This is a genomic window from Sphingosinicella sp. YJ22, assembly GCF_011320075.1.
In the GTDB taxonomy this organism is placed as follows: domain Bacteria; phylum Pseudomonadota; class Alphaproteobacteria; order Sphingomonadales; family Sphingomonadaceae; genus Allosphingosinicella.
Genome location: NZ_JAANPA010000036.1, coordinates 1 through 18654, shown reverse-complemented (window position 1 = coordinate 18654; position 18654 = coordinate 1). Strand labels below are relative to the sequence as shown.

Annotated in this window: 18 protein-coding genes and 1 tRNA gene; 10 read left to right on the top strand and 9 right to left on the bottom strand. The window is 69.4% G+C overall.

The genetic code is table 11. The features are described 5' to 3' along the window. Positions 1-50 precede the first annotated feature (50 nt). On the bottom strand, positions 51-1304 hold the full coding sequence (locus G7B71_RS12405) for an HD-GYP domain-containing protein (RefSeq protein ID WP_243406236.1): 1254 nt from the start codon (positions 1302-1304) through the stop codon (positions 51-53). A gap of 211 nt (positions 1305-1515) precedes the next feature. Between G7B71_RS12405 and G7B71_RS12400 the strand changes: the two genes are divergently transcribed. Beyond that, positions 1516-2208 carry a PAS domain-containing protein gene (locus G7B71_RS12400; protein ID WP_166041335.1) on the top strand — a complete coding sequence of 231 codons (693 nt, stop codon included), beginning with the start codon at positions 1516-1518 and terminating at the stop codon, positions 2206-2208. 163 nt (positions 2209-2371) lie between these two features. Beyond that, positions 2372-2866 carry a hypothetical protein gene (locus G7B71_RS12395; RefSeq protein ID WP_166041333.1) on the top strand — a complete coding sequence of 165 codons (495 nt, stop codon included), beginning with the start codon at positions 2372-2374 and terminating at the stop codon, positions 2864-2866. An 80-nt stretch (positions 2867-2946) separates the two neighbouring features. Here G7B71_RS12395 and G7B71_RS12390 read toward each other — a convergent pair whose 3' ends face one another. Beyond that, the gene (locus tag G7B71_RS12390) at positions 2947-3237 is read right to left on the bottom strand and encodes a DUF3297 family protein (protein WP_166041331.1); all 291 of its coding nucleotides are present in this window, start codon (positions 3235-3237) and stop codon (positions 2947-2949) included. A gap of 68 nt (positions 3238-3305) precedes the next feature. On the opposite strand from G7B71_RS12390, the gene G7B71_RS12385 reads away from it, so the two are divergent. Continuing rightward, positions 3306-4685 (top strand): sulfatase-like hydrolase/transferase, encoded by a 1380-nt coding sequence (locus G7B71_RS12385; protein ID WP_166041329.1) that lies wholly within the window; start codon positions 3306-3308, stop codon positions 4683-4685. Here the strand turns inward: G7B71_RS12385 and G7B71_RS12380 are convergent, their stop codons facing one another. Both G7B71_RS12380 and G7B71_RS12375 read right to left on the bottom strand, forming a co-directional pair. After that, complete coding sequence (locus G7B71_RS12380; RefSeq protein WP_243406233.1) at positions 4686-6530, bottom strand: DUF885 domain-containing protein; 1845 nt, start codon at positions 6528-6530, stop codon at positions 4686-4688. Positions 6531-6608: 78 nt separating this feature from the next. After that, entirely contained in the window at positions 6609-7553 is a 945-nt protein-coding gene (locus G7B71_RS12375; RefSeq protein ID WP_166041327.1) for a LysR family transcriptional regulator, read from the bottom strand. 97 nt (positions 7554-7650) lie between these two features. Between G7B71_RS12375 and G7B71_RS12370 the strand changes: the two genes are divergently transcribed. The 5 genes from G7B71_RS12370 (at position 7651) to G7B71_RS12350 (ending at position 12158) form a co-directional block, all read left to right on the top strand. After that, a complete protein-coding gene (locus G7B71_RS12370) occupies positions 7651-8268 on the top strand; it encodes an NAD(P)H-dependent oxidoreductase (RefSeq protein WP_166041325.1) in 618 nt (205 codons plus the stop codon). A gap of 260 nt (positions 8269-8528) precedes the next feature. Further along, complete coding sequence (locus G7B71_RS12365; RefSeq protein ID WP_166041323.1) at positions 8529-8864, top strand: 4-fold beta flower protein; 336 nt, start codon at positions 8529-8531, stop codon at positions 8862-8864. A gap of 194 nt (positions 8865-9058) precedes the next feature. After that, on the top strand, positions 9059-10627 hold the full coding sequence (locus G7B71_RS12360) for a DUF6065 family protein (protein ID WP_166041321.1): 1569 nt from the start codon (positions 9059-9061) through the stop codon (positions 10625-10627). A 44-nt stretch (positions 10628-10671) separates the two neighbouring features. Next, a complete protein-coding gene (locus tag G7B71_RS12355; protein WP_166041319.1) occupies positions 10672-11139 on the top strand; it encodes an OmpA family protein in 468 nt (155 codons plus the stop codon). A gap of 56 nt (positions 11140-11195) precedes the next feature. Beyond that, on the top strand, positions 11196-12158 hold the full coding sequence (locus G7B71_RS12350) for a 2OG-Fe(II) oxygenase (protein WP_166041317.1): 963 nt from the start codon (positions 11196-11198) through the stop codon (positions 12156-12158). 36 nt (positions 12159-12194) lie between these two features. On the opposite strand, the gene G7B71_RS12345 is transcribed toward G7B71_RS12350, so the two are convergent. Then, positions 12195-14159 carry an acyltransferase family protein gene (locus G7B71_RS12345; protein WP_166041315.1) on the bottom strand — a complete coding sequence of 655 codons (1965 nt, stop codon included), beginning with the start codon at positions 14157-14159 and terminating at the stop codon, positions 12195-12197. Positions 14160-14167: 8 nt separating this feature from the next. Beyond that, positions 14168-14797 carry a DNA-3-methyladenine glycosylase 2 family protein gene (locus G7B71_RS12340; protein ID WP_166041313.1) on the bottom strand — a complete coding sequence of 210 codons (630 nt, stop codon included), beginning with the start codon at positions 14795-14797 and terminating at the stop codon, positions 14168-14170. A gap of 82 nt (positions 14798-14879) precedes the next feature. Here G7B71_RS12340 and G7B71_RS12335 point away from each other — a divergent pair, with 82 nt between their 5' ends. Beyond that, the gene (locus G7B71_RS12335) at positions 14880-15197 is read left to right on the top strand and encodes a 2Fe-2S iron-sulfur cluster-binding protein (protein WP_166041311.1); all 318 of its coding nucleotides are present in this window, start codon (positions 14880-14882) and stop codon (positions 15195-15197) included. A gap of 151 nt (positions 15198-15348) precedes the next feature. Here G7B71_RS12335 and rlmB read toward each other — a convergent pair whose 3' ends face one another. Both rlmB and G7B71_RS12325 read right to left on the bottom strand, forming a co-directional pair. Beyond that, positions 15349-16089 (bottom strand): 23S rRNA (guanosine(2251)-2'-O)-methyltransferase RlmB, encoded by a 741-nt coding sequence (rlmB, locus tag G7B71_RS12330; RefSeq protein ID WP_166041309.1) that lies wholly within the window; start codon positions 16087-16089, stop codon positions 15349-15351. Continuing rightward, positions 16090-17706, bottom strand: a complete 1617-nt coding sequence (locus G7B71_RS12325; RefSeq protein WP_166041307.1) for a M20/M25/M40 family metallo-hydrolase — start codon at positions 17704-17706, stop codon at positions 16090-16092. It lies immediately after the preceding gene. 147 nt (positions 17707-17853) lie between these two features. On the opposite strand from G7B71_RS12325, the gene G7B71_RS12320 reads away from it, so the two are divergent. Further along, positions 17854-17940 (top strand) — tRNA-Tyr (locus G7B71_RS12320). A gap of 83 nt (positions 17941-18023) precedes the next feature. Here the strand turns inward: G7B71_RS12320 and G7B71_RS12315 are convergent. Beyond that, positions 18024-18654: HlyD family efflux transporter periplasmic adaptor subunit (locus tag G7B71_RS12315; RefSeq protein WP_166041305.1), on the bottom strand; the 631-nt coding region annotated here is incomplete at its 5' end.

Below are 18654 nucleotides of genomic sequence, written 5' to 3'. Positions count from 1 at the left end.
TTCATCTCCAGGTCGCGGCGACCGGGCGATGATGCAGCGAAACCGAGCGGTCAGTCGAGCCGGATCATCTCCGGCCACCGGCGGTCCCAGTCGAGGAAGCCCCATTTGCGCGGGTCCTCGCGCGAGAGGATGGAATCGCCTTGCTCGCGGGCCAGCGCCAGGTCCGTAATGGTGACCGGTTCGCGCTGCGGGATCGAATAGAAGATCCGCACCAGCGGCCGGGTGAGATCGGCCTCGTCCTGCTCGATCACCAGCGCCAGCCGCTCGGAGGCGAGCCGAACCAGGCTGCCGACCGGGTAGATGCCGACGCTTCGGATGAAGGTCTGCATCAGTTCGGTGTCGAAATGGCCTTGCCAGCTGAACATGTCGGCGAGGCTCTCGCCCGGCAGCCAGGCTTCCTTGTAGGGCCGGTTGGACGTCACCGCGTCATAGACGTCGGCGATCGCCGCCATCCGGGCCGGAACGCTGATCGCGTCGCCGGCCAGCTTGTGCGGATAGCCGGTGCCGTCGATCTTCTCATGGTGGTGGAGTGCGACGTCGAGCACCGTGGCGGGAAACTGGCCGCCGCGGCTCAGGATGTCGTGCCCGGCCTGGGCGTGGGTGCGCATCGTCGTCATCTCGGCCGGGGTCAGAGGGCCGGGCTTGTTGAGGATGGCCGAGCCGACCACGGTCTTGCCGACGTCGTGGAGCAGGCCGGCCATGCCGAGCTCCTGCACGTCGGCGCGGCTGAAGCCGGCATTGCGCGCGAAATTGACCATCAGCGCGCACACCGCAAGCGAATGGAGATAGGTGAAGGTGTCGACGGTCTTGATCCGCGACAGGCTGATGATCGCCGAGGCGCATTGCTCGACCGAGGCCGCGATCTCCTCGACCAGGTCGATCACTTCCTTCTTCTCGAGGGTCTTGCCGAGGCGGGCCTGGCGCAGCAGCCGCTCCATCGGCGCGCGCGAGCGAGTGAGGACCTGACGCGCCCGATCGAAGGCGGCGGCGCGCCGGTTGACCCTGGGTGTCGCTGCGCCAGCACCGGCGCCGGTCTCGCGCTTGATGCCCGCCATGGCGCGCGCCCATTCCGGCAGCGACGCGGGCGAGGACTTGGCGAGGTCGACGAACACGCCCTTGGCGCCGGTCTCGCGAAGCGTGCGGATCTGGTCTTTGCGGGCGATCAGGAAGCTGGCGCTCGACAGCGGGTGAGCGAACATGCCGACGGCGATCTCGTCCATCGCCACCCAGACGATGCGCTCGCGCGTTTCGGCCTGTTCTCCATCGGGGGTCGCGGGGGCGGCGCCGGGCGATGGGTGCGCCATCGCGCTCACCGCTTCATCCCACTGATGTCGCTGTCGATATCCCACCCCATGAGAAGGTGCGAATACATGGCGATTGCTAACAAATGTTATCTGACAAGGCGGGGTCGCGCCGTGCCGGCCGTAGCGTAAACCCGCGATAAACTTGTCCAAAGTTAGAAATTGTGCAGGGGCTTCGCGCTCGCCCATCCGCCAGGTCTGGAACCGCAACGTCATGAAACCGGCCTCCGCCGAAGCAGAGCAGCGCGCCGCCGCGATCGACGCGCATGAGAATGGCGAGGTGCTCGCACTGGCACGGCGTGCGGCCAAGGCGGGGACCTGGGACCTCGACCTGCAGGAGCGCCGGGTGCGCTACTGCCCGCGCAGCCTCGAGATGCTCGGCCATCCGCCGGACCGGTCGCCGTTGCTCACGCCCGAGGAATGGGCGCAGCACATCTTCCCGGGCGACGCCGAGCGGGTGATGGCCGAGGGCATGCGGGCGCGTGACGCGGGCATCGAGCTCATCACCGAATATCGCATATTGAAACCGGGCGGCGGCATCCGCTGGATCAAGGCCGTCGGCCGCACCCTCAGGGACGCGAACGGCGCCCCGGTCCGCTCGGTCGGCTTCAACTTCGACGTGACCGAGGAGAAGGAGGCTGAGGCCGAGTTCCGCCGCCTGCAGACCGAGCTGATCCAGGCGTCGCGCGCCAATGCCACGGCGACGATGGCCGAGACGCTCGCCCACGATCTGAACCAGCCGCTCAGCGAGATCAGCGACTGCCTGGCGGCGGCGCGGCCCCTGCTCGGCGGCATGAAGGACAAGCCCGCGGCGCAGGTCCGCGCGGCGATCGACCAGGCGATCGAGGCGGCCGAGCGCGCGGCGGAGATCGTCATGAGCCTGCAGGCGCTGAAGCGCAAAGGCTGACGCCTGGCCGGCGCCGCGACGCTGGTGCCGTCGCAATGCGGGACAACCGCGGCGCATTTCCGTCGGACGCAATGTCGTCTCGGTCGACGGCGGCCACACTCCCGCCCTTTTCCTTCCTAGGCTCGCGGCTTCCATAACCAGTCTGTTGGGGGGATTAGATACAATGAGAAACCATGTCAGGTTCGGCGCGGTGCTCGCGTCGGCGCTCGTTCTGGCGGCCTGCGGCGGTGCCGAGGCCGACGAGCGGACCGACCGCCGCGACCGCAGCGAGGAAAGCCGCGATAGCCGCGATTCCGGCCGCGAAGACGGCAATTCCGAGCGCGGCCGCGACGAGGGCACTCGCGAGGACAGCCGCCGCGACGGCGGCTCGGAGGAGCGCACTTCGTCGCGCGATGCGACCAACCAGAATTTCGTGATGCGCAACAATACCGGCCAGACGATCATGCGCGTGTTCGTGTCGCCGGTCACCTCGAACAATTGGGAAGAGGACGTGCTCGGCAGCAACGTGCTGCCGGACCGCGAGACCCTGCGCATCAACTTCAATCGTTCCGAGGACGAGTGCAACTGGGACATCAAGGTGGACCTGGCCGACGGCAGCTCGCGCGAGCAGCGCAACGTCAACCTGTGCCGCGTCGCCGAGGTCGAGGTCTCCGACTGACCTGATCGCCAGCGGCTAAAAGAAAGGCCTCTTCCCGATGGGAGGAGGCCTTTTTTCGTACCGGGATGTTGCGTTGAACCTCAGGAGGGGTGGGCTTCCGTCTCGCCCTCGCCGCCTTCGCCGCCGTCCTTGGCGGTGTCCGCGAACCACACTTCGACCGGGCCGGTCAGCTTCACCGTCACCGGCACGCCGCGGCGGTCGACCGCCTTGCCGGCGGCGACCCGGATCCAGCCCTCGCTGATCGAATATTCCTCGACGTCGTGGCGCTCGCGCCCCTTGAAGCGCACGCCGATGCCGCGCTGCAGCACCTCCATGTCGAAATGGGGGCTGCGCGGATTGTTCGAAAGACGATCGGGAGGAGTGTCGGCCATGGCGCCCGTTTAGCGGCTCCGCCGGCGCGGGCAAGCATGATAGGCTCCCGTCCCGGGGGGAGTCGCACATGGCCGAAGAGACCAGCAGGAGACGCTTTCTTCAGGGTGCCGGGGCGGCCGCCGCGCTGTCGGCACTGCCGGGGCCGGTCCTGGCGCAGGGGCGGGGCAGGCCGCCGAACATCCTGTTCATCATGGCCGACGACCTCGGCTACGCCGATCTCAGCGTCTATGGCCGGCGCGACTATCGTACGCTGGTGCTCGACCGGCTTGCCGCCGACGGCCTGTTGATGACTCAGGGCTATTCCAATTCCGCGGTTTGCTCGCCCACCCGCGTGGCGCTGATCACCGGGCGCTACCATCAGCGCCTGGCGGTCGGCATGCCGGAGCCGATCCGGGGCCCGGAGCTCGATCCGGTCTCGCTTCCCGCGGAGCAGGCGACCTTACCGGGGCTGCTCAGGGCTGCTGGCTACCGGACGGCTCTAGTCGGCAAATGGCACATGGGCTGGCCGCCCGAACATGGGCCGCTGCGTCACGGCTATGACAGCTTCTTCGGGGTCGCCTCGGGAGCGGTCGATCACTTCACGCATCGCGAGCAGCGCACCATCGGGGGCCGGATCGGGCTGTTCGACGGTGAGAGCGCGGTCGACCGAGATGGCTATGTCACCGACCTGCTCGCGGCGCGGGCGGTCGACGAGATTCGCACCGCGACGGCGGCGCGGCGCCCCTTCATGCTCAGCCTTCACTTCACCGCGCCGCACTGGCCGTGGCAGGGGCCGGGCGACTCGGCCAGCTCGGCTTCGATCACCAATCTCAACCATCTGGACGGCGGCAGCCTGGAGACGTTTGGCGAGATGGTTCGGTCGATGGACGAGGCGATCGGCCGGGTGCTCGCCGAGCTCGAGCGGCAGGACGCCGCCCGCGACACCATCGTCGTCTTCACCAGCGACAATGGCGGCGAGCGCTTCTCGGATACCTGGCCGCTCCGCGGGCAGAAAGGCGACCTGCTCGAAGGCGGGATCCGCGTGCCGCTGATCGTGCGCTGGCCTGCCGCCATCGGCGCAGGCCAGCGTTCGGACCAGGTGATGGTGTCGATGGATTGGTTGCCGACCCTGCTCGCCGCGGCGGGCGCTCCGACCAATCCCGCCTACCCGCCCGACGGCGAGAACCTACTCGACGTGCTGCGCGGCGCGGCGCCGGTGCGTCCGCGCAAACTGTTCTGGCGGTTCCGGGCGCGCGACCAGGCCGCGGCGCGCGACGGTGATTGGAAATATCTGCGCATCGGCGAGCAGGAGCAGCTCTACGACCTCGCCCGCGACCCGCGCGAGCGCGCCAATCTCAAGGACCGAGAGGCGGCCGTCTTCGCTCGGCTCAAGGCGGACTGGGCCGCCTGGAACGCGCAGATGTTGCCCTATCCGCCGATGCCGGCAGCGCCGGCGCCGGCGGGCTGATCAGCGCGCTCGGCGCTCGGCGATATAGGCCGCGACCAGCTCCTCGAGCACGTCGAGGGGTACCGAGCCGTTCTCCAGCACCGCGGCGTGGAAGTCGCGGATGTCGAAGCGGTCGCCGAGCTCGCGGCGGGCACGGTCGCGCAACTCGAAGAACTTCAGCTGGCCGATCATGTAGCTGGTCGCCTGGCCCGGGATGTTGAAGTAGCGCTCGACCTCCTTGGTTGCGTCGAGGCGCGAGAGCAGGCCGTTCTCCATGAAATAGTCGATCGCCCGCTCGCGGCTCCAGCGCTGCGAGTGGATGCCGGTGTCGACGACGAGGCGAATGGCGCGCCACAGCTCGGTCGACAGCCGGCCGAAGTCCGAGATCGGCTCGCGGTAGAAGCCCATCTCCTTGCCGAGACGCTCGGCATAGAGGCCCCAGCCCTCGTTATAGGCGCCGTTGCCGCCGAAGCGGCGGAACTTGGGCAGGCCGGGCAGCTCCTGGGCGAGCGCGATCTGGAAGTGATGGCCCGGCGCGCCCTCGTGATAGGAGATCGCCTCGACCTGCGGGCGAAGCACCTGGGTCATGTCGGCGAGGTTGACGTAGTAGATGCCCGGTCGCGAACCGTCCGGCGCGGGCTGATTGTAGAAGGCGACCGCGGCGGTCGCCTGGCGGAACGGCTCGACCGCGCGGACCTCGAGCGGCGCCTGCGGAAGCCGGCGGAAGTAGCGAGGCGCCGCCTCCATCACCTGCGCGATGAAGGCGCGCGCGTCGGCGAGATACTGTTCCCGGCCGGCGTCGGTGTTGGGATATTTGAACTGCGCGTCGGTTCGGATGTGCTCGAAGAATTGCTGGAGCGTGCCCTGGAAGCCGACCTGGCTCTGGATCGCGCGCATCTCGGTGTGGATTCGAGCGACATTGTCGAGGCCGATTCGGTGGATCTGGTCGGCGGAGAGGTCGGTCGTGGTCTGCGCGCGCAGCCGCTCGGCATAATAAGCCGCGCCGTCGGGCAGGCTCCACGCGCCATTGTTGCCGCGGGCCTGCGGCTCGATTGCGTCGAGCGCGGCGAAGACCTGCTCGTAGCCGCGGCGGAACGGGCCGGTCAGCGCCTCGCGAGCCGAGGCGATCAGCCGATCCTTCTCGGACTGCGCGATCTCCAGCCGGTCCACCTTGCGCTTGAAGTCGGCAAAGACGGCGCTGTCGGGCCCCTCGCCGAACGGCGCGCCGGTCAGGATTCGGCGGCCGTCGGCGCGAACCGGCGCGAAGTTGAACGCGGGCGGCACGATGCCGAGGCTCGCCTGGTGGCGCATGTTCGCGGCGACCTCGCCGAGCGCGCGCTCGGCATCGCGCAGACGCGCGATATAGGCTTCCGCGTCGGAGACATTGTCGACTCGGTGCTGGTTGATGAGGAACACCGGGAGGCTGCCCAGCGGGCTGCTGAAATTGGTCGCCGGGAAGCGGTGCCAGCGCCACTGGAACGAGCGCTCGCTGTCCTCGACGTCCTCCTCGAACAGGCGGTAGCTGAGGCGCGCCGACGGGCCGAGCCGCGCGGGATCGAACTGGGCGCGCATCTGGCGACGCTGCTCCTGGGCGAGCGCCAGGGAGCGCTGGCGGGCGGCGTCGGTATTGTCGTCGAGCCGGTCGTAATTGGTCTTGAGGCCGAGCGAGGTCTGCGCCTGCGGGCTCAACGCGACCTGCGCGTCGAAGGCGGCGTCGAGGAAGGCGGTGAGGCGGGCATCCTCGGCGGCGGTGTCGACGACCGCCGGCGCGGCCGGCGCGGGGGTGACGGCGACCGGAGGCGCGCTCGTCGTGGCGGTGCAGGCGGTGGCGAGCAGGAGGGCGACGAGAGAGAGACCGTGCTTCACTGATCTGAGCTCCAAGATTTCGCTCGGGACGAGCGGGAACGGGGGGCAGCCAAACTGTAATCGTTCCGGTGGCGGCGTCTAGGTCGCGGCCGCAGCCTCTGACCGATTGCCGAACCAGCACGGGTCCCAGGACGGCTCGGGGCCGAAGCGTTCGACGAGGAAGTCGACCAGGGCGCGGACTCGGGCGGTCGTGGCCCGGCCCGGCGGCATGACCGCGTGGAGCGCGCCGTGTCCCGGATCGTAATCCGTTAGCACCGCCTCGAGCCTGCCGCTCTGGATGCCCGAGGAAGCGATGAAGCTCGGCAGCAGGCAAATCCCGAGGCCTTCCTCGGCGGCCTGGCGCAGCATCTCGCCATTGTTGGTGCGCAACACCGGGTTGATGCGAATGGTCTCTGGCTCGCCGCCGTTCGAGCGAAATCGCCAATTCTCGTGCGTGTAGAGCAGGATGGCGTGGTCGGAGAGGTCGGCCGGCTTCTCGGGCCGACCGTGCCTGGCGAAATAGTCCGGGCTGCCCACCACCACCTTGCGCACCGGCGCGATGCGGCGGGCGACCAGCGAGGAATCGGGGAGGGTGCCGATCCGCACCGCGAGGTCGTAGCCGCCGCCGATCAGGTCGGCGATGCCGTCGTCGAAGGTCGCGTCGAGCTCGACCTTGGGATGCTCGCGGATGAAGTCGGCGAGCGCGGCGGCGAGGTGGAGCGTCCCGAACGACACCGGCGCGGTGAGCCTGATCGGCCCGGCGATCTGGGTGACGGCGTCGGCGACGACTTCCTGGGCGGCGTCGAGATCGGCGAGGATGCCCGAGGCGCGCGAGAAATAGGCCTCGCCGATATTGGTCGGCCTGGCGCCCCGGGCGGTGCGGGTGAGCAGGCGCGCGCCGAGCTGTCCCTCGAGCCGCGCGACGCGGCGCGACACGACCGGCTTGGACAGGCCCATCCGCTCCGCCGCGCGGGCGAAGGATCCCGTCTCGACGACGCGGACGAAGGACAGGACGTCGACGAGGTCGACCGAGGAGCGTTCCATTTATCGCAACTCCGAAGTGCCGGAGGCTTGGCTTCTGGAACCCCTGCTAGCTCCATAAATCCTGCGCAGCAACAGTTCCCAGGAAGGGGTCACCGCAATGAACATCCTCATCGTCACCAGCAGCGCCCAGGGCGACGCGTCGGTTTCGAGCAAGCTCGCTTTGTCGTTCGCGCAGCAGGCCCAGAGCGCCCATCCCGGCGCCCACATCACGCTTCGCGACGTCGGCCGCAATCCGATCCCGCACCTCACCGAGGAGACGATCGCCGGAGTCCGCGCCGAGCCGACCACCGAAGCCGAGCACGAGGCCCGCGCCTTGTCCGACGAGCTGCTCGACGAGCTGCGCGCTGCCGACACCGTGGTAATCGCCTCGCCGATGTACAATTTCGGGATCAGCTCGACTCTCAAGACCTGGTTCGACCACGTCCTGCGCGCCCGCGTGTCCTTCTATTATGACGAGCAGGGCCCGCACGGCCTGCTCGGCGGGCGCAAGGCGATCGTCATCGAGAGCCGCGCCGGCGCCTATGAGGAAGGCAACCCGATGGACTCGCAGGAGCCGCACCTGCGCGGGATGCTCGGCTTCATGGGCATCGACGACGTCACCTTCGTGCGCGCCGAGAAGCTCGCTTTCGGACCCGAGGCCGCCGCCGAAGCGATCGCCGAGGCCGAGGCCAAGCTTGCCGATCTGGCCCGCGAGCAGCTCCCGCTCGCCGCCTGAATCGGCCTCCCAGCCCCTGCCGGTATCGTCCCCTTCCGCCGGCAGGGGCAACCCTTCTAACCCGCAGGAATCTGCGGTTTTTACGAGGTTTCGGGGCGTTAACAATTCCTGTCGCCGACGCTCTGCCTCCATCCGCCGCAGGCGCCCCTCGCGACTCTTGCGTGTCACGCGCCTTCATGACCCTCTGGCCGCGGAACGGGCGTCCCCGTTTCTCCGGGGCTGGCGGGCTCCGGACAGTATCTCGGGGTAGGGCACCTTAAATGGCAATGTACGTGTACAGCACGCGCGGCGAACCCGTCGGGTTCGTCATGGAGACCTTCATCCACACCATGGAGGGTCAGCCGGTCGGGCGCATCATGGGCTCGCGGGTCCATCGCCTCGACGGCTCCTATGTCGGCGAGTTCTTCAAGGACATGGTCGTTGCCAAGCCCGACGGCCGGCCGCGCAACGTATTCCCGATTCCATCGCCGCCGCGCCGCGTGCCGCCGCCCAAGAGCTTCAACAAGCGGGTGGTTTTGCACAACGGCTATGAGGACACGTTCCACCTGCTGACCGTGGCGGTGGACGAGCCGGAATATCAGGAGGCCGCCGAATAGAATTGCGCGCGGCCTCCGCCGCGCACGAATTTGGCGAAGGGGATCGCGCCCGGCGCACCTCCTCCGATCGTCGCGTCGGTCGCGGTCGCTCCCCTCCGCTGGGCGCCCTCTCCCCCGTCCCCCCGGGGGAGAGGGTTTTTTCATTACCGCGCCGGCTTGGTGCGAGCGACCTTCGCCTGTCATAGTCCGGGCTTATGACCCGCGAATCGATGGACCTCGTCTGCTACAAATATGACGGCTGGGGGCCGCGCATCCGCCCCGCCAGCGCCAAGCGCCAGTGGATGGAGGAGACGAACGAGCGCTACGCCTATCGTTGCCTGCCGCTGTCCATCGCCAACGCCCATGGCTGGGAGATATTGAGCCCGGTCGGCTTCGAGGCGCGCTGGGCCGGCGGCGCCGACATGGAGTCGGTCGAGATCCGAATGGACCCCGGCCATGAGGACCACCTCAAGCCGGTGTCGCTGTTCGGCTACGGCACGCTGACTTTCCATATCGAAGGCATCTTCCGGACCCCGCCCGGCTGGAACCTGTGGGTGAGCGGGTCGCCCAACAGCCAGAAGGACGGCATCCAGGCGCTCGGCGGAGTGATCGAGACCGACTGGTCGCCCTACACCTTCACGATGAACTGGCGTTTCACCCGGCCCGCCCATTGGGTGCGGTTCGAGGAAAATGAGCCGATCGCCTTCATCTTCCCGGTCGAGCGCGGCCGGGTCGAGCAGTTCGAGCCGCGCATCGCGCCGCTGGACTCGGACCTTGAGCTCAAGCGCCAGTTCGAGACGTGGAGCAAGTCGCGCGAGGCGTTCCAGAAATGGGTGGTGGAGACCAATCCGGCGGCGCCCTCCGACAAGTGGCAGAAGCTCTATTATCGCGGCCTCGACGCAGAGGGGCGGGAAGGGGCGGCGGATCATCAGGCTAAGTTGCGCGTGAAGCCGTTCCGCAATGCCGACGGCAGCATCATGGCGCCGGGCGAGGCCAGGGCCTGCCCGGTTCGGCATGGCGCCAGTGGGCCGCCGCCGGCGCGCAACGTTCTGCTCGCCGATCAGCCGGGAATGGCCGGCCTCGATCCGGGCGCCAATCCGGCGCTGACCCTGGCACTCAATCGTATCGGCTTCGATGCCAGGCCGCAGCAGCAGCCGCTGTTCGAGACGCCGGCGCCGCGTGCGGAGGATACCGACACCCTCGCGCTGAAGCAGCGCGACTGGATCATGCAGGCGGCGATGCGCCAGCGCCAACTGTCGCCGCGCACCGCGGGCGTGCCGCGGGTCGCAGGCCTTTCGGGCGAGGACTTCCTCGACCATTTCTACGCCTTGTCGCGGCCGGTGGTGATCGAAGGCGCGGTGCCGCCCGGGACCTCGGACCCGGCGGCAAGCCTGGCGGCATATCTGGCAAACGGCGAGGGCGCGGTGGAGCGCGAGGAGGTCGGCAGCTTCACGCCGCTCCACTTCGCGCCGGTCAACCGGCTGATCGCGCAGCTGGAGGGGGCGAAACGGGTGATCCTGGCGCCGCCGTCGGAGACCGGCCGGCTCGATCATCGCCGCGGCTTCGCCAGCGAGATGGTCGACGTCACCGACGACGCCCGGCTCGCCGCCTTCCCGGCGGCGCGTGACTCGATGACCTTCGAGGTCGACCTCGAGACCGGCGACCTGTTGTTCGTGCCGCGCGGCTGGTGGCACCAGGCGACCGCGCTGGACAGCGGCGCGGCGGTCGCGTTCACCGGCTTCCACTGGCCCAACGAGGGACAGGCCGACTTCCCCCAGCATTGACTCCCGCCCCCCTAAGGGGCTCAGATTACAGGCGCTTCGGGAGATTGGGAGCCATTTCTATCGGCAAGCTTCTGGCGGCCCTGATGGCGGGCTCGGCGCTTCTGGCCGCGCCGGCCGCCCAGGCCTGCACGCCGCTCACCGTCAATTTCGAGTGGAACTCGGCCGTGATCGCGCCGGACGCGCGCCGCGCTCTCGAGCAGCTGGCGGTCAGGCTCGCCTGGCATGGCCCGGACATCGACCATGTCCTGCTTACCGCCCACGCCGACAGCTCGGGCTCGCCGGCGGCCAACCGGCTGATCGCCCAGCGCCGCGCCGCGGCGGTGCGCGACGTATTGCTGCGCAACCACGTGCCGGCGCGCCTGATCCGAATCCGCAGCCTCGGCGAAGCGGCGCCAGTCGTGCGCACCCCCGCCAATGTCCGCGAGCCGGCGAACCGTCGCGTCGACCTCCTGCTTCAGCTCAGCTCGCACGCCCAGGCCGCGCAGCTCGAAGAGGGCCGGCCAATCTGCTGACGCGTCCCGCTTGCGCGACATAGACGGGCGCTCGCTCGGTCGGCATAGGTGGCGCCATGGAATTGCCCCCGCAGATCGCCCAAGCCTATTCGCTCGTCTCGACCGGCCGCGCCCGCGAGGCGGTGACGCTGCTCAGCCGCCTCGCCGATTCCGGCGACGGCCCCGCCGCCTACCAATTGGCCGAATGGGCGCGCGAGGGGGAGCTTGTCCGGCGCGACCTCGGCCTGGCGCGCACACTCTACGGCCGATCGGCCCAGGCCGGACTGATCGAGGGCGCCCGGCGCTTTCTAGCGCTCGTCGCGGCCGGCATCGGCGGCGCACGCGAATGGCAGCAGGCGCTCGACATCCTCGCGGACCTGGCCCGGGTCGATGCAACCGCGCGCGAGCAGCTCGCGATCGTCCAGGCCATGCAGCTCACCCCGGAAGGCGACCCGGTGACGGTCCCGGCCGGCGAAGTGCTGAGCGAGGCGCCGAAGGTCACGCGTTTCCCCGCGCTCTTCACGCCCGCCGAATGCCGCTATCTCGCCGCCGCCGCCGAGCCGTTGTTCGAGCCGGCGAAAACCGTCGAGGAACATACCGGCCGCGAGCTGCGCAACCCGATCCGCACGTCAGACACCGCCTTCTTCCCCTGGGTCGGCGAGAATCCGGCGATCCATGCGCTCAACCGGCGAATCGCGGCCGCGAGCGGCACCCGGCCGGAGCAGGGCGAGCCGCTGCAGATCCTGCGTTATCGCGACGGGCAGGAATATAAGCCGCACATCGACGCCATCCCCGGCCTCGCCAACCAGCGCGTGCTCACCATGCTCGTCTATCTCAACGACGATTATGAAGGCGGCGAGACGCGCTTCCTCGAGGCGGACCTGACCGTGCGCGGCAAGCAGGGTGACGCCCTGCTGTTCGCCAACACGGATTCCGAGGGAAGGCCGAACCAGCAGGCGATGCATGCCGGGCTTCCCGTCACCAAGGGCGTCAAGTTCCTCGTCAGCCGGTGGATCCGGGAGCGGCCGGTCGAGGGCTGACGCGCAGCGACTGCCAGCGGCGACGCGACGCTTCGGTCACGCTTGCGGGCGTCCGCCGCGCCGACCTTCCCCTGCCGCTGGACGAGACTCGGCCGGCCTGTCGACGGCGGCGCCGGAACTGAGCGCGACCAGGGCGGGCACGACGATGGTCCTTGCGACGAATGCCGATCCGTCGGGAGACAGGTGGCCATAGTCGACCGCCATGAGTGACATCGGGTCGGCGCCGGGCACCGCGACGCGGCAGCCCTGTTGCGGGCAGAGACCGGCGATAAGCGAGACGTAGCGAATCCCCTCGGGCAAGGGGCCGTGCCGCAGGCGGGCGTCGATGGCGTCGACGCGCGGATCCAGCTCCGCCGCGCTGAATGCCGGAATGGCCGGCCAGAAACGCGTGGCGGCGATGGTCGGCAGGGATCGCTGCCACTGCGGCGCGGGCCCGACGAGAACGACCTGTTGCGCGCCCGCGCGCTCGATCCTTGCAGCCAGGTCCGGCCAATCCTGCCGGTCATGCTCGCTGCGCTGGGCGAGGATGACGAGGCGGGGCCGCAGGTGAGAGATCGCCGCGAGCGCCTGCTCGTCGCTGAAACGGCACAGGCGGCTGTCCCGCTGCAAAGGCGCGCAGCCGCTCGTGGTCACCTGGGTGAGCCTGACTCCGGCGGGCAGCTGGCCCTTCAAACCCACCCCCAGGGCGCGGGCGTGGGAATCGCCCCACAGCAGCCAATCGGCCGGGCCGCCGCCGGTCGCGCATCCGGGCGGCAGGCTCGTTCGCTGGATGCCCCGGTTCGGATCCCCGAAGCTGCAGGCATAGTCGTTCGCGGCGGACGTCTGATCCCGGTGAAGCTGCCGATAGTGGGCGATGAGGGCGCTTCGCGGATCCGGCGACGGTCGCCAGGCGCCGTCGCCCCAGCCGAGCGAGAGCAACAGCCCGGCAGCCGCCAGCATCGCCATCAGGCCGGCAAGGGTCGCCGTGCGCACCTTTCTGCGTTGCCGCACCGGCTGCTCGACGAAGCGGAAGGTGAGCCAGGCGAGCGGGAAGCTGACGAGCACCGCCGCTGCGCGCCATTCTACGGGGGGCTCGCCCAGCGTTAGGGACCCGGCGAAAGCGATCAGCGGCCAGTGCCACAGGTAGAGCGGATAGCTGATCAGGCCGATGCCGACCGCGCCTCGCATTGCCAGGACGCGGTTGAGAAGCTCGTCGGGGCCGGCGGCGATGAGCAACAAAGTGCCGCCGACCGGAAGCAGAGCCCAGGGGGCGGGAAAGGCGCGGGTCGGATCGATGAGGATCAGCCCGGCGGCGACAAGCGACGCTCCCAGCAGCGACAGCAGGTTTCCAGTCCTTGCGGAAATGGCCGGGAGCCAGAGCGCCGCGAGCGCGCCGGCCAGCAGCTGCCAGGCACGCGACAGCGGGGAATAGAAGCCCTCGGCCGGCGCCGCCCAGCTGGCTAAGAGGCTGTAGGCGAGCGAGGCCAGCGCCAGCGCCGCGACGAGCGCGGCGGTCCGCCGGAACGCCAGCAGGCCGAGCAGAAGCAGCGGCCAGGCGATGTAGAATTGCTCCTCCACGCCCAGCGACCACAAGTGCAGCAGCATATTGGTGAGCGGGGCGGCGAAGTAGCCGCTCTCGCTCCAGAACAGGAGGTTGGGGAAGAATGCCGCGCTGGCGAACAGGTGGGTTCCGAAGCGGGCGAGATCCGGGTCGGGAAGCAGTAGCCAGGCCGCCGCCGCCGAAGCCGCGAGAACGACGGTCAGCGCCGGAAAGATGCGGCGGACTCGGCGCGCGTAGAAGCGGCTCAGGCGGAAGCGATCCGCCTTCACGTCGGCGATTATGATCGAGCTGATCAGGAAGCCCGATATGACGAAGAAGATATCGACTCCGACGAAGCCGCCGCGGACGTAGCCGGGCGCGACATGGAAGCCGAGCACGGCGAGCACCGCCACGGCGCGCAGGCCGTCAATGTCCGGGCGATAGCCGTCGCGCGCCGGAACCCGCTCGAACCAGGCACGCACGCCGCGGCTTAGCCCTTGCCCAATATGTTGCTCTGCCGCCGATGATGCCAGGCGAAGATCGCCGCCGCGCCGCGGTGGGGGCGCCAGGGCTCGGCGACCGCGCGGGTCTGCTTCTCGGTGGGCTTGGAATCGAGGCCGAGGATCCGGCCGGTCTCGATCTGCACGGCGAGGTCGCCGGCGGGCCAGATGTCAGGGCGGCCTTCCGCGAACAGCAGATAGACCTCGGCGCTCCACCGGCCGATGCCCTTGACGTGGGTGAGGGCGGCGATCGCTTCCTCGTCGTCCGCCGGCAGCGCCTCGAGGTTCAGCCGGCCGGTCGTCACCTCCTCGGCGAGGCTGTGGGCGTAGGCCGCCTTCGACCAGGACAGGCCGGCGCCGCGCAGGTCCTCAAGGCTGGCCGCCGCGACCTTGACCGGGTCGTGCGCGCCGCCGGTGACGGCGTCGACCCGGTCCCAGATCGCCGCGGCCGCCTTGATGCTGACCTGCTGGCCGACGATGGCGCGCAGAAGGGTGACGTAGCCCGGGTTGCTGATGCGCGGCTCGGGATAACCGCAGCTCTCAAGCGCGGCGGCGATGGCCGGCTCGATCCCGGCGAGCGCGTCCAGCGATCCCTTCAGTTGCTCGGCGCTCAGCCCCACTCCCGTCCTCCTTGCGTCCCTGCGCGCCGCTAGCATAGAGCCGCGCCAAGACCTCTCATTCCTTGCGCTCAAAGGAGCCGCGATGCCCCGCCTTACCATCATCACCCGCGACGGCGAGAGCCATGAGGTGGAGGGCCGCGTCGGCTGGAGCGTGATGGAGAATATCCGCGACCATGGCTTCGACGAGCTGCTCGCTTTGTGCGGCGGCTGCGCGTCCTGCGCGACCTGCCACGTCCATGTCGGCGAAGAATGGGCCGGCAAGCTGAAGCCGATGGGCGGCGACGAGGACGATCTCCTCGACACCTCCGACCAACGCGTCGCGGCCAGCCGCCTGTCCTGCCAGATCCTGTTCGCGCCGGAGCTCGACGGGCTGACCGTCAGGATCGCGCCGGAGGATTGAGCTTTTCGTTCCTCCCTGTCGCCGCAGGCGATGGGGAGGGGACCGCCGAAGGCGGTGGAGGGGCATGGTGCGGGGCTCGAACAGCCCCTCCACCACTCGCTTCGCGAGCGGTCCCCCTCCCCATGAAGCTGCGCTTCACAGGGAGGAATGTTCAGGCAGCAGCCCGTGCCGCGTAGAGAGCGATCGCCGCGGCGTTGGAGACGTTGAGGCTCTCCATCTTGCCGCTGATCGGCAGCTTGGCGAGGGCGTCGCAATGGGCGGCGGTGTTCTGGCGCATGCCTTCGCCCTCGGCACCGAGCACCAGGGCGACCCGCTTCGGGCCCAACGCCTCCTGCAGGCTCGTGTCGGCGTCGCCGGTGAGGCCGATTCGCCAGAAGCCGGCCTCGGCGATCTCCTCGAGCGCGCGCGCGAGATTAACCACGCGCACCCAGGGCACCGTCTCAAGCGCACCGCTCGCGGCCTTGGCGAGAGCGCCCGATTCCGGCGGCGCGTGGCGGTCCTGGGTGACGATTCCGAGGGCGTCGAAGGCCGCGGCCGAGCGCAGGATCGCGCCGACATTGTGCGGGTCGGTGACCTGGTCGAGCACCAGCAGCGGCCGCCCGTCCTCGGCCTGGTCGAGCAGGTCGGCGAGGAGCATGTCCTCCAGCCGCTCGACCTCCGCGACCGCGCCCTGGTGGGGCGCGTCGCCGGGCACGAGCCGGGCGAGGTCGGCCGCCTCGGCATAGGTGACCGGGATATCCTTGGGCGGCACGAGGAACTCGGCCGCCTCGCGGGTCAGCCACATGCGCACGATGCGCCGCTCGGGATTGTCGAGCGCGGCGGCGACCGCGTGGCGGCCCCAGAAGCGGGGGCGGTTCTCGGCCTTTGTCTGCTGGCGGGCCTTGCGTCTCACTCAGTCCTCCGCGGGATATTCGAACGGGTCGGTCGGCCGCGGCTCCTGCGGCAGCGGCATGCGCGGCAGCGGCTCGTCGCGGTTGGCGGCATTGAGCAGGAAGGTCGCCATGATCACCGCCGCCTGCCTGAGATCCTCGGCCTTGAGGTGATCATAGCTGTCGAGGCTCGAATGGTGGAGGCGGCTCGAATAATCGAGCGGGTCCTGGATGAACTGGAAGCCGGGCACTCCGACCGCCTGCATGAACAGGTGGTCGGTGCCGCCGGTGCCGCGGATCGCGACGCTGGTGGCCCCCAAAGTGGCGAAGGGGGCCAGCCATTCCTGGAAGATCGGCACCGCGGCGACATTGCCCTCGGCATGGATTCCGCGAATCCGCCCCGAGCCGTTGTCGAGGTTGAAATAAGCGACGAGGTCGCGGTGGCCCGGGCGCGGGGTGATCGGCCAGCGCGTGCGCCAGGTGTCGTAGGGGCTGAGGCGGGCATGGTCCGGGTTGCGCAGCGGCCCGCGGGTGGCGAGGTGGCGCTCGACATAAGCGAGCGACCCGAGCAGCGCTTGCTCCTCGCCGTTCCACAGGGCGAAGCGGATGGCGCGCTTGGGCCGGACTCCGAGCCTCTGGAGGATTCGCGCCGCCTCCATCACCACCGCGACGCCGGCGGCGTTGTCGACCGCGCCGTCGGAAGCGACCCAGCTATCGAGGTGCGCGCCGGCCATGACGTAGCCCGCAGACGGGTCGGTGCCGGGGATGTCCGCGAGAATGTTGTAGGCGTTGACGTCCTCGTCGTGGAAACGGACGTCGCTGGTCAGCTCAAGCGTCGGCGGCGCGTCGGTGAGCGCGAGGCGGGCGAGGCGGCGATAATCCTCGGCCGCCATCTCGACGCCCGGAAGGCGCGGGGTGCGGCCGACCTGGTAGAGATAGCCGGTGCCGTGGACGAGGCCGCCGTCGCGATAGGCCTGGCGCACCCAGGCGAGCGCGCCTTCCTCGGCGAGGAAGGCGTCGAGACGCTCGGCGAAATCGGCGCGGCGCAGGTTCCGCTCGACCGTCGCCGGCGAATAATTGGGCTGCTGGTAGGTGTTGCGCTGGCGCAAATCCTCGTCGGTGAGGCGGCGGAAGGCGGGCTCGCCCGGCTCGGAGCCCGCGGTCGGCCGGCTGATCAGCACGATCTTGCCGCGAAGCTGGCCGCGCCAGCGGGCGAAATCCTCGACCTCGTCCATCGGCGCGACGACGATCCCGGCGCTGATCGTGCCCTGGGTCGGCGGAGTCCAGGCGACCGGGATCGAGCGAAGCTCGATGACTCGCGGCGCGGTCATTCGGCTGGCGTGATGGTTGATCGACCAGCCTCGGCCGAACTCGAAACCCTCGGTGCGCACATTGGTGAGGCCGAACTCGCGGAAGCGCTGCTGGGTCCAGCGCTCGGCCTCGCGCATCGCCGGCGAATTGGTCATTCGCCCGCCGATCCGGTCGCTGAGATAGGCCGCGGTCTCCATCACCTCGGAGCGGTTCATGCCCTCGTCGAGGATTCGGTTGACCGTCGAGCGGTCGACCTGCGCGACCGCCGGGGCGGGAAGGGCGATGGCGGCGGTCGAGACGGCGGCGAGAAGGGCGAGAGCGAGACGCATGCGGCAGCAGATCCCCTATTGAAAAGTGAACCGGCTCTAGGTGGCGCCCCGGCATCGAGCAAGCGCGGCGGAAGCGGCGTTGACAGGCCCCGTCCCTTTCGCCAATGGAGCGCCCTTCCTATCTCGGGGGCGACCCCGATCGATTGGGGACAGGTGGCCGAGTGGTTAAAGGCAGCAGACTGTAAATCTGCCCGGGTTTCCCGTACGCTGGTTCGAATCCAGCCCTGTCCACCAAGCCTTTTAAGGCTTCCGCGCCGGCGGTTCCGGCTTTTCACCACGCTCGGAAAGTGAGACGGGCCGTCGCCGGCCCCAGCTTCCTATTGCTCGCGGAACGCGGTTTCGCTGAGCCTCGTGATCGGGGTCAGGATGTATTGCAGCACCGTCCTTGCGTCGCCGAGGAGGTCGACTTCGGCGACCATGCCGGGGCCGATCGGCATTTCGCGGCCGCGGGGGTCGCGCAGGGCGTTGGCGCGGGTGCGGACCCGGACGAGATAATAGGTCTCGCCGGTGCGCTCCTCGGTGACCGCGTCCGGCGAGATGCCGACGACTTCGCCGTCCAGGGTGCCGTAGACCGAGCGGTCGTAGGCGGTGATGGCGATCTTGGCGGACTGGCCCATGCGCACGAAACTGATGTCCTCGGGACGCACGCGCGCCTCGACGAGCAGGCTCTCCTCCGAGGGCACGATCTCGACCAGCGGCTGGCTCGGCTGGACCGCGGCGCCGCGGGTGGTGACGAGGACCCGGTTGATGCGGCCCGGCAGCGGCGCGCGAAGCACCGTGCGGTCGACCCGCTCGGCGAGGGCGGGGAGGGCGCGGCGGCGCGCCTCCAGCTCGGCCTGGGCGCTGGCGAGCTCGGTCGCGGCCCGGGAGCGCCAGTCCTGGCGGAGCTGAATGAGGGTCTGGCGCGCCTCGACGACCGCGGCCTGGGCGCGGCCGATCGCGGCGGCG